Source organism: Emticicia sp. 17c (assembly GCF_037153985.1).
In the GTDB taxonomy this organism is placed as follows: domain Bacteria; phylum Bacteroidota; class Bacteroidia; order Cytophagales; family Spirosomataceae; genus Emticicia.
Genome location: NZ_JBBAYI010000004.1, coordinates 358,126 through 372,983, shown reverse-complemented (window position 1 = coordinate 372,983; position 14,858 = coordinate 358,126). Strand labels below are relative to the sequence as shown.

At 41.2% G+C, this 14,858-nt stretch carries 14 protein-coding genes; 6 read left to right on the top strand and 8 right to left on the bottom strand.

All coding sequences use genetic code 11. From position 1 onward, the window contains the following. Window positions 1-81 precede the first annotated feature (81 nt). The gene (locus tag WAA15_RS11330; protein ID WP_337042858.1) at window positions 82-324 is read right to left on the bottom strand and encodes a cytochrome b5 domain-containing protein; all 243 of its coding nucleotides are present in this window, start codon (window positions 322-324) and stop codon (window positions 82-84) included. Between the two features lie 226 nt (window positions 325-550). Here WAA15_RS11330 and WAA15_RS11325 point away from each other — a divergent pair, with 226 nt between their 5' ends. From WAA15_RS11325 to WAA15_RS11305, 5 genes are all read left to right on the top strand, one after another. After that, window positions 551-988: a hypothetical protein gene (locus tag WAA15_RS11325; protein ID WP_337042857.1), complete on the top strand. Its 438-nt coding sequence runs from the start codon at window positions 551-553 to the stop codon at window positions 986-988. 109 nt (window positions 989-1,097) lie between these two features. After that, on the top strand, window positions 1,098-2,120 hold the full coding sequence (gene thiL / locus WAA15_RS11320; RefSeq protein WP_337042856.1) for a thiamine-phosphate kinase: 1,023 nt from the start codon (window positions 1,098-1,100) through the stop codon (window positions 2,118-2,120). Window positions 2,121-2,130: 10 nt separating this feature from the next. Continuing rightward, window positions 2,131-3,312 carry a C40 family peptidase gene (locus WAA15_RS11315; RefSeq protein ID WP_337042855.1) on the top strand — a complete coding sequence of 394 codons (1,182 nt, stop codon included), beginning with the start codon at window positions 2,131-2,133 and terminating at the stop codon, window positions 3,310-3,312. Window positions 3,313-3,396: 84 nt separating this feature from the next. Next, window positions 3,397-6,405: a PVC-type heme-binding CxxCH protein gene (locus WAA15_RS11310; RefSeq protein ID WP_337042854.1), complete on the top strand. Its 3,009-nt coding sequence runs from the start codon at window positions 3,397-3,399 to the stop codon at window positions 6,403-6,405. A 66-nt stretch (window positions 6,406-6,471) separates the two neighbouring features. Continuing rightward, entirely contained in the window at window positions 6,472-6,756 is a 285-nt protein-coding gene (locus WAA15_RS11305) for a SelT/SelW/SelH family protein (protein WP_337042853.1), read from the top strand. Between the two features lie 19 nt (window positions 6,757-6,775). Here the strand turns inward: WAA15_RS11305 and WAA15_RS11300 are convergent, their stop codons facing one another. The 6 genes from WAA15_RS11300 to WAA15_RS11275 form a co-directional block, all read right to left on the bottom strand. After that, window positions 6,776-7,375: a dioxygenase family protein gene (locus WAA15_RS11300; protein ID WP_337042852.1), complete on the bottom strand. Its 600-nt coding sequence runs from the start codon at window positions 7,373-7,375 to the stop codon at window positions 6,776-6,778. 12 nt (window positions 7,376-7,387) lie between these two features. Next, the gene (locus tag WAA15_RS11295; protein ID WP_337042851.1) at window positions 7,388-8,143 is read right to left on the bottom strand and encodes a LytR/AlgR family response regulator transcription factor; all 756 of its coding nucleotides are present in this window, start codon (window positions 8,141-8,143) and stop codon (window positions 7,388-7,390) included. Further along, window positions 8,140-9,207, bottom strand: a complete 1,068-nt coding sequence (locus tag WAA15_RS11290; protein ID WP_337042850.1) for a sensor histidine kinase — start codon at window positions 9,205-9,207, stop codon at window positions 8,140-8,142. Before WAA15_RS11290 ends, WAA15_RS11295 begins: the two co-directional genes overlap by 4 nt. 306 nt (window positions 9,208-9,513) lie before the next feature. After that, window positions 9,514-10,584, bottom strand: coding sequence for an SO2930 family diheme c-type cytochrome (locus tag WAA15_RS11285; protein ID WP_337042849.1), 1,071 nt, complete (start codon window positions 10,582-10,584; stop codon window positions 9,514-9,516). Between the two features lie 42 nt (window positions 10,585-10,626). Next, window positions 10,627-11,808, bottom strand: coding sequence for a parallel beta-helix domain-containing protein (locus WAA15_RS11280; RefSeq protein WP_337042848.1), 1,182 nt, complete (start codon window positions 11,806-11,808; stop codon window positions 10,627-10,629). 195 nt (window positions 11,809-12,003) lie between these two features. Then, window positions 12,004-12,582 carry a Crp/Fnr family transcriptional regulator gene (locus tag WAA15_RS11275; protein WP_337042847.1) on the bottom strand — a complete coding sequence of 193 codons (579 nt, stop codon included), beginning with the start codon at window positions 12,580-12,582 and terminating at the stop codon, window positions 12,004-12,006. A 111-nt stretch (window positions 12,583-12,693) separates the two neighbouring features. On the opposite strand from WAA15_RS11275, the gene WAA15_RS11270 reads away from it, so the two are divergent. Beyond that, the gene (locus WAA15_RS11270; protein ID WP_337042846.1) at window positions 12,694-13,611 is read left to right on the top strand and encodes an alpha/beta hydrolase; all 918 of its coding nucleotides are present in this window, start codon (window positions 12,694-12,696) and stop codon (window positions 13,609-13,611) included. A gap of 87 nt (window positions 13,612-13,698) precedes the next feature. Here the strand turns inward: WAA15_RS11270 and WAA15_RS11265 are convergent, their stop codons facing one another. After that, entirely contained in the window at window positions 13,699-14,754 is a 1,056-nt protein-coding gene (locus WAA15_RS11265; RefSeq protein ID WP_337042845.1) for a 3-oxoacyl-ACP synthase III family protein, read from the bottom strand. Window positions 14,755-14,858 lie beyond the last annotated feature (104 nt).

Here is a 14,858-nt window from a genome sequence, read left to right as displayed (position 1 = left end):
GATTTTGTTAAATAAGTAGTAAATCTTATTGGGTAGGCCAAAGCCTTTTTTGCAGGAGTTATAAAAACTTTGCCCTAAAATTCAGACAATAAGTTTACCTACTGCCTTGAATTTCTGGAAAACACGCGCCGTATGCGGGGCATCTTTCAGTTCTTCGGTCAGGTCTTGCCCAGCCCAATGCTCATAATGCTTGCCTTTCCGCCAAAGTCTTGATTCGGTCACATCATAAATGACACCCTCATAGGCTACCCAGATTTCCTCTTTGTCTTGCCCGTTACGAAGTGCCAGCTGGTTTCGGGTAAATTCTTTCAAGATACTACTCATTATTTTCGGCAAAGTTCGTAAAGAATTATGAATGCAAACAATGAAAATCAACAATAATTCGTTTTCAGGCATAAATCCTTACAACCATTAGGGCAAAAAATACGTCATTATTAAGAAGAAGATTTTTTTTTCGCTTATATTTAAGCCATATTTGCCAAAGCGTACAGCTTTGCTGTGGTAACACTCACTAAAGAAATTGAACTATTAAATTCAAAAAATACATTCTATGAAAAAGATTGCCGTTCTATTGTTTGCTTGTAGTTTTTTCATCTTTTCGTGCGGAAAAACTAAAACTGTGCCTGTAACAGAAAAAATCAAGAAAAACTGGACAGCCAGCACAGTAAAAGAAGGCAGCGCAATTGTATACAGCAAAGGAGCAGCAAACAATACGAAACCCGGTTACTCAAGTTTTCAGTTGAGGCTATTGCTTGCCCCTGCAGTTACGTTAATCGAATTTGATGGGAATACTTTCTCAGGGCAATACGAAGTGGTAGGAGATACTAAGTTGGTACTCAAAAACCTAAGCCCTGTGCCGACAGGTACGGGCGGAACTATCGAGTTCACGATTGACTCTATCAATGATACTCAGTTGATACTTACACGTACTTCGGCGAGCCAGAAAACAGGTAATACCATTAATACTTATACGCTGGTAACACAATAACATTAACAGACATCACAAAGTCTTGAGAAAAGGTGGGCCTAAAAGCTCACCTTTTTTTATCTTTGCATAAAAAATAAAAAATTGCTGTAAAAAACAGCGTAAAATGGCTATGGAAAGAACAGAATTGAACACCTTAGGAGAGTTTGGCCTCATTGACCGCATAAAAGCAAAGTTTACTTTACAAAATTCGGAATCAGTTACAGGCATGGGCGATGACGCCGCCGTTATTGATGCCGGCGATAAATACCTGCTCGTATCAACCGATATGCTGCTGGAAGGAATCCATTTCGATTTGTCTTATACACCGCTTCGGCATCTGGGCTACAAGGCAGTGGCCGTGAATATATCTGATATTGCTGCCATGAATGGCATTCCTAAGCAAATAACCGTTAGTATTGGCCTCAGTAACCGAATATCGGTGGAAGCTATCGACGAATTATATGAAGGAATTAAATATGCCTGCGAGGATTACCAAGTGGATTTAATCGGAGGCGACACATCGGCTTCACGGTCGGGTCTGGTTATTTCAGTTACAGTTACGGGGTTTGTTGAGAAAGACAAAATTGTGTATCGGAACGGTGCCAAAGCCAACGATATTCTGTGCGTAACGGGCGACCTCGGCGCGGCTTATTTCGGCTTACAGGCACTTGAACGGGAGAAACAAGTATATCTGGCGAATCCTGAAATGCAACCAGAGTTGGAAGATAAATCTTTTCTGGTTGGGAGACAATTAAAACCCGAAGCCCGTACAGACATCATTCATGAACTGGCCGAACTTGGCGTAGTTCCTACCTCAATGATTGATATTTCGGATGGGCTAGCTTCTGAAATTATGCACATTAGTACACAATCGGGTGTAGGTGCCTTAATATTTGAAGACAAACTCCCCATTGAAGACATTACCATGCTGGCGGCTTCAGAAATGAATGTAAGCCCCATTACGGCAGCATTGAACGGCGGCGAAGATTATCAACTGTTATTTACAGTTAAACAAACCGACTTTGATAAAATCAAAAATGTAGCCGATGTTTCGCCGATTGGCTTTATTACAGCCGACAAAAATGTAGAACTGGTATTAAAAAGCGGAAACAAAGTAGCTATTAAAGCACAGGGCTGGAATCACTTACAATAATTATATAGTAATGTATTATTCCTTAAACACTCGTAACCCATTAATTCTGTTATCATTAATCTGCTGTTTGAGTAGTGTTGTTATTGCCCAGACACCCCAAAGTAATGCAACCACTGCTCATGCTGGCGCGCAGGCAATTATTGAACAGGTTAAAAAAAAATATGCGCCCGATAAAAGGGTGGCTATTTTTCAGGCCGAACTAGACAGCAATCGCATAGTAGGTAAAACAAACTTGCCACTAGCTAAAAAAGAATTGCTCAATCGCCTCAAAAACAATGGTTTTACTCTAATTGATGGCATCAGGGTTTTGCCTGACGAAGACGAACTGGATGGCAAAATTTATGCTTTAGTAAATGTTTCGGTAGCCAATATCCGTACACTACCTAAAGAATCGGCCGAACTGGCCACACAAACCTTGTTGGGCACTACTTTAAAGGTACTCGATAAAGACCGTTACTGGTATCTGGTACAAACACCTGATAATTACATTGGCTGGGTAGAAGGAGGCACTATTAAACGTTTTAATAAAAACGACCTTGAGCTTGCCCAGACACAAACTAAACTTATGTTTGCCAAGCCTTTTGGTTTTGCTTATGCCGAAGCCGATGAAAATACACAGACGGTATCGGACCTGACTTGGGGCGACTTGCTAGCAGTAAAAGATACACTTACCGAGTTTTATGAAATTGCCTACCCTGATAACCGGAAAGGTTTTGTGCAAAAACGTGAGGTAATTGCCTATCAGGAATGGAAAAAACTGACTACCCCTACCCCCGAAGCACTTACCAAAACGGCGTATCGTATGATTGGCTTGCCATATTTGTGGGGTGGAACCTCATGGAAAGGCGTTGATTGCAGCGGTTATATGCGCATGGTATATCAGACAAACGGCATTTTGTTGCCGCGTGATGCCTCTCAACAAGCCCTCATAGGGGAAGATGTAGCCTTTGAAAACCTGAAAGTAGGCGACCTGCTTTTCTTTGGCGAAAAAGCAACGCCGGAAAAACCCGAAAGGGTGGTACATGTAGGTATGTGGATAGGTAACAACGAGTTTATTCATTCGTCAGGGATGGTGCGGGTAAGTAGTTTTGACAAAGACTGCCCTAATTATGATGCTGGCAATGCTGCCCGATACCTGCGGGCCAAACGCATATTAGGGTCTGAGAAAGGAATAGTTTCTTTAAAAAACTGATACGAAGATATTTTTTATTTGTCAAGTTAACACTTATTACATAATTTTAGCGTATCTATTCAAGCTATAACGACAACCTGTTTCATGAAAAAATCAATTATTTTTTCGCTCTCCGTTTTATTGCTGGCAAGTGCCTGCAAACAAGGCACCAACACGCTACCTGATGAAGAGTACGCTAAACTTAGTGAAGACGACAGACGAAAAGTAGAACATGCTCTTGATGGTATTCAACTGGCCGACCCTGACCTCGAAGTAACTCTTTTTGCCTCAGAGCCCATGATGATGAACCCTACCAACATGGATATTGATGCCAAGGGTAGAGTCTGGATTTGTGAAGGCTATAATTACCGCAACAAGCTGAATCCTCAGAATCCCTATAACCCTAAAGGAGATAGAATCTTGATTCTTGAAGATACTGACAAAGACGGAAAAGCCGATAAAACCACAGTTTTTTATCAGGGCGAAGACATTAACGCAGCTCTGGGTATATCGGTGCTAGGTAATAAAGTGATTGTATCTTGCAGCCCTAATGTTTTTTTGTTTACCGATGAAAACGGCGACGATAAAGCCGACAAAAAAGAACTGATTTTTACAAATCTGAAAGGTGTTCAGCACGACCACGCCATTCATGCCTTTACTTTTGGTCCTGACGGAAAACTATATTTTAATGGTGGCAACGAAATAGAAACCCTGAGCGATAAAAACGGCGTTGAACTCAAAGACGATTTGGGTCGCCCTTTCTCGAGTTATCGGCAAGGAAAAATTTTCAGATGCAACCCCGATGGCTCAAATGTTGAAATTCTAGCCCACAATTTCAGAAATAACTATGAGGTAGCTCTTGATTCGTACGGGAGAATGTGGCAGTCTGATAACGATGACGACGGCAATAAAGGTGTGCGAATAAACTACGTAATGGATTATGGCAATTATGGCTACAAAGATGAAATAACAGGCGCAAGCTGGCAGGAACGCCGCACTAACTGGGAAAATGAAATTCCGCTACGCCACTGGCACCTGAACGACCCGGGTGTGGTTCCGAACCTGCTTCAAACAGGTGCAGGGTCTCCAACAGGTATGATTGTTTATGAGGGAGACTTACTTCCCGAAAAATACCATAATCAGGTTATCCATTGCGATGCCGGCCCTAATATTGTGCGTTCGTATGCGGTTGAAAAAAACGGAGCTGGCTTCAAAGCAACTATCAATAATATTCTTGACGGCTCAAAACGTGACCAATGGTTTCGCCCTTCTGATGTGGCAATGGCTCCTGATGGCTCTGTTTTCGTAGCCGACTGGTACGACCCCGGTGTGGGTGGCCATGCCATGGGCGACAGCGTGAGAGGGCGTATTTATCGGATAGCACCAAAGGGAGAAGACTACTCGGTGCCAACATTTGATTTTGCCACTCCTGAAGGATGCGTAAAAGCCTTACAAAACCCGAATCTGGCAGTTCGTTATCTGGCATGGACTAAACTCAATAGCTGGCAGAAAAAAGCTGAAGATGCTTTAACTGACCTTTGGGAGTCAGATAATTCACGAATGCGTGCCAGAGCTTTGTGGCTATTGGGCAATATTAAAGGCGAAGAAAAGAAATACATTGATGCCGCTTTAGCAGATAAAGATGAAGACATCAGAATAACAGGTATTCGTTTGGCTCGCGAGTTGAAGATGGTCGATATGGCTACCTTTAAAAAGCTGGCACAAGACCCTTCTCCACAAGTCCGCAGAGAAGTTGCTTTGGCAATCAGACATAATACAGACCCAGCAGCAGCCGAAATCTGGACAACACTAGCAAACCAGTATGATGGCAAAGACCGTTGGTATCTGGAGGCACTTGGTATTGCCGCCGATAACCAATGGGATAGTTTCTTTGCCAAATATATTGCTCAAACGGGCGACAAATGGAAAACAGATGCTGCTGCAAAAGATATTGTATGGCGTAGCCGCTCAACCGATAACGTGTATCGGCTGGCCGAACTAGCAACTACAACCGATGGCGATGCCAAACTACGCTATTTCCGTGCGTTTGATTTCCAGACCAACCCTGAAAAAACTAAAGTTCTTTTAGGAATGCTGAATGGCGGCAAAGCTCCTGCCGATATTATGACGCTCGTATTCAAACATCTGGATATTGAAATTGCTAAAAAAGACCCCTTATATGCCAAACTTTTGCCAACGGTCTTGAAAAGTATTCAGTCGCCATCTGATTTCCTTGATATCGTGAAACGCTATCAACTTAAAAATCAATCAGAAAGGCTGGTAAATATTGCCATGACTGACAGCATTTATGGTGGAGAAGCAGCTAAATTACAAGTTAGAATTAATGGTCTAGGAGAATTCCAGAAACTAACCAGAAGCAAAGACGAAAAAGTAGTACTACAAGCCATTGACCGCTACGGCAGTGTAGACGACAAACCCGTTACCGACTACCTGATTACTCTATTTAACAATAAAAATCTGAGCCTTGCCATACGCGAAAGAGCCATGAATGCCATGAATGGCTGGAATAGCGAGGAAATTCTGTGGGAGCTTGTAAAAGCTAATAAAGTACCCGAAGAAGTGATGCCTATTGCCAAAAGATTGATGCTAGGCACATGGCATGGCGACATCCGTACGGAAGCCATGAAGATGTTCGGGGCCGATGTAGATAAGTCTGTTGGTAGTATCAACGACCTTGTGAAAATAGCGGGCGATGCCAACAAAGGCCATGAAGTATTTAAAATGTATTGCACTACCTGCCATCTTGGTAAAGGCGAAGGCGTTAATTTTGGACCAGCCTTGTCAGAAATTGGCAGTAAGTTATCGAAAGAAGGCTTATATTCGGCTATTATGAACCCAAGTCAGGGGATTAGCTTCGGTTTTGAAGGTTTCAGAATCAAACTAAAAAATGGTACAGATGTAGATGGCATGATTCTGACTAAAACCGAGAACGAGATTACCATGAAACAGCTTGGTAACCCGAATCCGACTACATACAAACGTGCTGAAATAGCCTCAATAGAAGCACAGAAAGAGTCGTTAATGCCTAAATTCCCTCTACAAAAACAAGAACTGGTTGACCTTGTAGAGTATTTATCAACGCTGAAAAAATAAATACTTGTTTGTTGTTGTGCTACGCTTTGGCGTAGCACAACAACAAACAGTAATACTACATAGTAAATGAAACCTAAAATTACGCTCGAATACTGCCCTAAATGCCATTGGCTTTTACGCTCGGCATGGATAGCACAAGAATTACTTACTACTTTTGAAGCCGAACTTGGCGAAGTAGGGCTACGCCCAAGCGATGTTGCCGGAAGTTTTAAGGTGTTGTTGAATGAAGAAGTAATTTTCGACCGTAAACGAGAGGGGCGTTTTCCTGAAATAAAAGAATTGAAACAACTTGTTAGAGATCTCGTAGCACCGGAGAAATCACTAGGACATAGCGATAAAAAACAGGGCTGACCAATCGTATACAGCCAGCTTATTCATAGTTAGGAATATTTCTGCCTAAAATAATATCTCTCTTTCCGACCCAGACACCTTTTTCGTTTTTTGTGAGCTTAATTACCCCACTACCACCCCTGTTTTCGTCTTTCGCCATTTCAGCCTTTGTCAGAAACTTATCATCCGAAAAACGATATTCGTCAAGATAATACTCTTTTTTGTTAGGTTCTTTCACCACAGGGTGTATATGCGCCGGAATGTTTGAAGCAGGATAAGAAGCAGGCCTGATACTTGAAAACTTATATCGTCCCTGTTCGTCGGTTTTCATCCAGCCACGTAGTTTGCCATGCCGTCTAGCACAGTCTTCTCCTGTTCCTCTCGAATATTTACCTTCGTAATCGGTATGATAAACATACAGAATTACGTTAGCCGCAGGTGTTTTGCCATCATTTTTATAAATTACTCCACTGATTTCCATTGGCTCACCTGCTTCATTTCCATCTGAAATCTGTGTTGCCCAGAATAATTTTTCAGGCATTTGCTGATAAATAGCCTCACAGCATTCGCACGGGCCTCCTAACTGCTTTTGTCCTGACAGAGCCAAAGGCAGCGTAAGTAATACCAATAAAGTTTTCATAATTACAAATATTTAATGGATGAGATTTTCTTTATAATTCCGGCTCATGCGTAAAACTTTTGTGTTTTTCAGTAGCACCGAGTAGTCACCATTAAAATGCGACTGGATTTCTTTGATATAATTGATATTGACTAGCGTGGAACGATGAATGCGTACAAAAATCTTAGGATTCAGTTTCTGCTCAAATCCTGAAAGGGTTTCATACAACAAATGTTTTGATTTTTCGGTATGTAGGCATATATAATTACCTTCGGCTTCAATGTATATTAAATCGGCAGTTCTGAGTAATTGTATACGGCCACCGTCTTTTACAGTTACAATTTCAGGGTACGATGGTTGTGCAAACTGCTGAAAAAACTGGCTGTATTTATCAAAAGCCATTGCTGCATCCTGCTTACTGGTCAGTTCGAGTTGTTTCAAGGCTTTCTGGAAGGTTTTATCAAAGCGTTCGTCATCAAAAGGTTTCAGCAGGTAATCAATGGCATTGGCTTCAAAGGCTTGCAAGGCATAGTTATCAAAAGCTGTAACAAAAATGATAAGGGGTTGATACTCGCCTGCTAAACCACGTGCTAGTTCAATACCGTTTAATTCGGGCATCTGAATATCAAGAAAAACTAAATCGGGTTGATATTTTTTAATGGTTTTTAAGGCTTCTGCACCATCTGAACAGATAGCCACCACCTCGACTGATGTGTATTTCTGCAATTGTTTTTGCAGAATATTTCTTGCCACAGGCTCATCGTCGGCTATTATAACTTTGTATATCATTTTAAAAGAGGTAAAGTAATGGTAACTGTAATGCCATTTTCAGGGGTATTGGCTGCAATATCCAGACTAGCTTCAAGGCCGAAAAGGTTATTCAGCCGCTCTTGTGTGTTCATGAGACCAATACCCAACTTAAATGGCTGAAATTTTTCAATGCCGTTATCTATTACCAGTAATTTCAGCCTTTGCTGCTCGGTCTGTGCCTGAATTTCGATACACCCTTGTTTAGCAAAGGGTTCAATGCCATATTTTATGGCATTTTCGACCAATGGCTGCAAGAGCATTGGCGGCACAAAAGCCTTTTGTAAATCTTGCGGAATCAGTATTTTGTATTCGAGTCTTTCTTCAAAGCGCACTTTCAGGATGTCCAGATACAATTCTAACAACTGAATTTCATTGGCTAGAGGGACTAAGTCGTCGGTGTTCTGTTTTAAACTCAAACGCAGTAAATCGCTTAGTTTCATTAGCATTCGGGTTGCTTTTTCAAGTTCACCGTTTTGCATTAAACCAATAATATTATGATGAGTATTGAAAAGAAAATGAGGCTGTAACTGCATTTTCAGGAAGCCCAGTTTAGCGTCGGATAATTGTTTTTCCAGATTTGCTTTGTCAAGCTGTGCCTGCTGGTACTGCCTGAAAATAGTATAGGCTTTATGAGCGGCCAGAATAACCCAGTAATTGACAAACTCGTTGAAAAGCGATACTGACAAATTACGCCTAAGGATATCCTGAAACCGAGCACTCTCAATAAACGCATTTCTAAGTAAGGTTACCAATGCCGAAAAGACGATTACTGCCAGAAAACTGACGACCAGAGAAACAATTAAATTGATAAACAGATTTCTAAACAAATAAGGCGATTGCAAGGGGAGTTTCTCACCTATCCAGAACACAAAAAATGTAACCGGAATATAGAGCAGCCATTTTATTTTAAAAATCAGGGTATCGGCCCATGCCAACTGGTTTCCCCGCAAGGTGCTATAAAGGAGGTCTTGCGCAATCATCAGCAACATGACTAGTACCCAGAAAGCCGGAATCAAATAATGTTTCAGTTTATGCAGTTTCATTCTCCAGAAAGTTTACGTACTCTATTGAGGGTATAACTAAAAGCTCATTGCCGGTGAGCGGGCTTTATGCTGCTATGGCTAGACTTACTATTAACGACCATTATTTATACCCTGACGTGGACAAACCCATAGCCCATTGGCAAAAGAAGTGAAAATACGAAATAGCTTTTGCATAGACCTTTAACATTTGATGAACAAATGTACAGGGCTTTAGGTAACTGCCAAACTAATTTCTGATGAGATGATGAATGAGAATGCTAATATGTGTGAAGCAGTATATCAATGAAAAAGTCTTAAACAGACTGTTTAAGACTTTTTCATTTGTTTTATCCATTCTTTAATGAGTTCGATACCTTCTTTGTGGGTTGTTTTCCGGCCTACTTCGGGCATCATTTCACCTGGGTCGGTTGATTCAATACGATAAATGAGAATAGATTCATCGGGCTTGCCGGGTACAATATCAAATTTTCTGTTGCCAGAGCCTCGCCCTGCTGCTACCGGAGTTTTCAGGATACCAAAAGCTAGTGGGTCAGTTTCATGAATACTCAGGTTGAGGCCAGAAGTTTGGGCTGGCCCGCCCAGACGGTGGCAATGAGCGCAATTAATATCGAGCCAGATACGGGCGCGTTCGTCAATTGAGCCTGACTCCGGTTTATTCCAGATTGCAGCTTTAGGCACATTTTCGAGTGAGGGCAAGCCTTGTAATATAGCTGCTTTCTGCCAAACAGCAAGCTGGTTTTCAGTGCCTTCGGGTATCCCCCAAGCCTTATAGGTTCCATTCAGTTGTCGGGCTGATGGGCCAATGGGCGACATCTGTTCGTTTCTGTTATGGCAACCTTTGCATTGGTTTACGTTAGGAACACTATACTCGTGCTTTTTCTTTTTACCGTTCAGGTCGATGTAGCTTACTTCTTTTGTATCGCCAGCCACTTCCAGATAAGCGTCTGTTTGTTCATCGTTCCAGACATAAGCCCATGCCTTCCATCCTTCGGGTTCATGAATAAGCAGACGAGTTTCCATGATATGCCTGCCTTTGTCTGTATTTCGGAAATCGTTCGGATAGTAAAAGGTTTTTATGAGGGTAGTTCCTACCGGAAAATCAAGGACTTCTTTGTTGTTATAAATGGCTTTGGCTCCCTCCGGTAACTTTACAAACCGAAGTTTTTCGGCGTAATCGCTGAATAAGGGTGTATTAAGCGAATACGGCATTACACCCTTAGCCGGCTTTTGTTCGGCTATATTACCTTCAAAAAAATGATAGTCTGAAAGTTTTTCCTTAGGTGCTATTGCTGCATACGTTGGCTGGGTATGCTGCTCACTAAATGACGACAGAACAAAAACGCCTAAGGCTATCAAAAAAAATACTGACTTCTGCATGGATAATAATGAGCCACAGAATACCATTCTGTGATACGTTTCTTAATCAATTTTTGCCATTTTTAAACTTTCCAACGTACAATCATGCACGGAGGCATCCTTCGACACATTTTTAAAATTATGCTCCACATCCAGATTAGCAAAAGTAACATTGCCATTGTTTTTCATACAAAGCACTTTTTCAGGATTTTTATTGTCAACGATGCCATCCCATTGAATGTGAGGCACGTTTTTACCGAAGCGCAATTTAAAGCGATACATCTGCCCGAACCGCCCCTTACCAGTTGCTTTCACGTGCTGGCGTTCGTACACGTTATCATGAATATTAATAGCCACCGGATATGGGTAGTACGTAGGGTCTTTGATAGGGTTTTCGGTAGTAAAATAACTAATGATACCCGTACTTACCGACTTGTTGTTGATAATCTGATTATCGAATATTTCGACATGGTTAGCCGCCAGAATCAGGATTCCGGTTCCATCCGGCACTTTACCTACAATGTTTCCTTTAGGAGCAAAGTTAGGCAGGTTATTGTGGTGTATATTGTTTTTATACACACGCGTGTATCCTCCTTTTTTCAGAATCAAATCAGGCAGGTCGAAAACAAGAATACCTCCGGTATTTTCGGTAGCCTCATTCTCATATACATCGGCATTTAAAGAGTTTTCGATTTCAATACCCGCCACATTATGATATGCTCTTGAACGGCGTACAATAATATCTTTCGACTGCCCCACATAAATGCCTGCATCAGATGCACCGATAGCCTCACAACCCTCAATCAGTACTTTTTCGCATTGTACCGGATACAAACCATAAGAACCGTTTTCTTTTTTAGGTGCGCCCGTCCATTCAGTTTTTACATTTCTGAAAGTAATGCCTTTTACGTTCATGGTCTTTACGGCATCGCCTTTACTATCCTGCACGGTTAAATCTTCGATAATGATATTCTCGGCGTTTGAAACCCTTATGCCCTCAGCCCCTTCTGTTTGCCCTTTGAATGATAAAATGGTTTTATCTTTTCCCTTTCCTTTAATGGTAATATTTTTTTTACCTTCCATTGAGAGGCTAGCCAGAAAAGTAAACGAGCCTTCGTCAAGCTGAATAGTAGAGCCATTTTCAGCCATGATAAACTGTGTCTGAATACGTTTTTGAATGTCTTTCTGGGCAAAACTTAAAATAGTAGTCAATAGTAGCCCAAGTAAAAAGCTGATTTGTTTCATAATGATAGCGGTTGAATAAAAGGTTTTTCAAAGTAGATATATTTTATCCAGAAAATCATTTGATAAAAGTCAAATAATTAAGGATTTTAATAGGCTTTACAGGATTCTGGAAACCGTTGGAACAGCTATATTGAAGAAACGCATTTGTCTGAAAAAAATTATTATCTGACAAAAGCACATCTGCATTCACATTATTTATTTTTGCCCGCGTACGCGGCTCAGGGTTTCGAGTTTTATACCCAGAAAAGATGCCAGATATTTGAGAGGAATCCGCTTTATGAACTCAGGCTTATTCTCGAGGATATACTCGTAACGTTGTTTGGCTGAAAGCGTTTGCAGGATAATTTTCATTTCTTCGATTTGTACCAGATATTGCTCGGCCAATAAACGCCCCAAACGTTCAATTTCATGAAACTGATTGAAAAGTTTCTGCAAGTCTTCGTGTTTCAGCACAATAGTGTGCGTATCTTCCATGGCCTGTATGTTGGTGAGGCTAGGCTTTTGAGAGAAAAAACTGAAAGAAGAAATCGCAATGGAGTTTTCAAAACCAAACCACGTATTGATTTCATTGGTGTTGGCATCTTCAAAATACTCACGTACAGTGCCCGACATAATAAAATATAGTTCGTCAGATACGTTACCCTGTTTAACCAGAAAGTCTTTCTTTATGAAGTTTTTCTGTGTTAAAAAAGGCAAAATAGCTACCAGACTCTCCTGAGAAAGTGGCTGAATTTGCTGAATAAATTGTAAAAAACTATCAGGTACAGGAAGCATTTTAAAAGAAATAGCTATACAATATTAGCAGAAAAGTGTCAGAAACAATATTTTTTTTCAACTTTGTAAAATCACCATCTATCATATACTCTTATAAATAACAGATACCTAATGAAAAAATTATTTCTCATGCTATTCGCCATGAACGTTATGTCGGAACTCCATGCTCAAAACCAGACAATTCTATTGTATACCGATGCCACACCCGGCTTGAAAGGGCAGGTAATACCCGAAGACTCAAAAACTACTGATGGTATTACCCGCGTGAAAGATGTAACACAACCTGCCTTAATTGTGTATCCGGCCAAGAAAAAAACTACCGATGCCACTGTAATCATTTGTCCCGGCGGTGGATATGGCATTCTGGCCATTGACCACGAAGGCTACGATATTGCCAAATGGTTTAACGATAGAGGCATGACGGCCTTTGTACTAAAATATAGGCTGCCACAAGAAGAACTATTCGATAACGACGAAATAAGACCCTTGCAGGATGCCCAACAGGCTATCAGAATAGTGCGTAAAAATGCAGCTAAATATGGGGTCTCGCCAGATAAAATAGGTATTATGGGTTTTTCGGCAGGTGGGCATCTGGCTTCAACTGCTTCGACACACTTTAACACACAAGTAGGCGAAATTACAGACCCCTCGGTAAGCGTAAGACCCGACTTTTCGTTGTTGATATATCCCGTAATTTCATTCGGCGACAGATACGGGCATTTAGGCTCAAGAGATAACCTGATTGGAAAAAACCCTCCGGTTGATAAAATAGAACTGTACTCGAACGATAAACAAGTGAGCAAAGATACCCCTCCTACTTTTTTGATCAGTTCAACCGACGATTTTGTTCAGCCTGAGAACAGCATTGCTTATTTTCTGGCTTGTAAGAAAAATAAAGTACCCGTTGAAATGCACATTTATGAAAAAGGTGGGCATGGATATGCGCTCAAGAAAAAAGGCAGAGGCCCCGTAGAAACATGGGCAGCCCGTATGGAAGACTGGCTTAAAGACCGAAAACTGCTTAAGTAATATTATTAGAACTAATGCCTGTATAGATATATAATAAAGCCACAGTATACAACTTCTGTGGCTTTATTAGTTAGGTATAAAATTTTATTACCAACGAATAAGGGCTGAACCCCACGTGAAACCGCTACCAAACGCAGCCAGACACACAAGGTCACCGTCTTTTACTTTGCCGGCCTCCCATGCTTCGCATAGAGCAATCGGGATAGACGCTGCCGTAGTGTTCCCATATTTCATGATGTTATTATAGACTTTGTCGTCTGGTAAGCCCAGTGTTTTTTGAACAAACTGTGCAATACGCAAGTTAGCCTGATGCGGAACCAGCAAGTCGATATCGGTAGGTTTCATGCCTACTTTATTGAGGGCCTCCATAATTACCTCAGGGAACTTGGTTACGGCTGTTTTAAATACCAGTTGCCCGTTCATGTTAGGGTAATAGGTTTTATTTTCGATGAGGTTTTCGTATACGAAAATTTCGCCATAGAGAGCCTCAGGAAACCCAAACTTCTCTTTTCCTAAATGATACCCACCATGGCTACCCGGACTAATCAGTGCCAGTTCTTCGGCATAGGTGCCATCTGAGTGCAAATGTGTTGTCAGAATTCCCTTACCTTCTTCGGTAGTAGGTTGTAGCACTACTGCGCCCGCACCATCGCCAAACAATACGGCTACGTTACGCCCACGTGTGGTGAAATCAAGGCCCATTGAGTGCATTTCAGAACCAACCACCAATATATTTTTATACATACCCGATTTAATGAACTGGTCGGCTACGGATAAAGAATAGATAAAACCCGAACACTGATTTCGGATGTCGATGGCCCCCATCTCTTTATGTGAAATGCCTAGTTCGCGTTGTAAAAGCACCCCACAACCCGGAAAATAGTAGTCAGGGCTTAGGGTAGCAAATACTATAAAATCTATTTCTTCCGGTTTTATTCCTGCTCTCTCACAGGCTATTCTGGCAGCATTTGCCCCCATAGTGGTTGGGGTTTCCTCATGCTTTTTTCCATAACGCCTTTCTTTAATTCCCGAACGCTCCTGAATCCACTCATCAGTGGTGTCCATTACTTTCATTAAGTCTTGATTAGTAACTACCTGCTCAGGTACATAAAAACCAATACCCGCTATTTTTGAATTTATCATGTTTGTTGCTGTTTGAATCCTGCCACGAAATTACGAGAAAAACTATTGAATGTGCAAGATATTCTCAGAATAGTACTTTATATAAATGGTATTTAACTTTTATT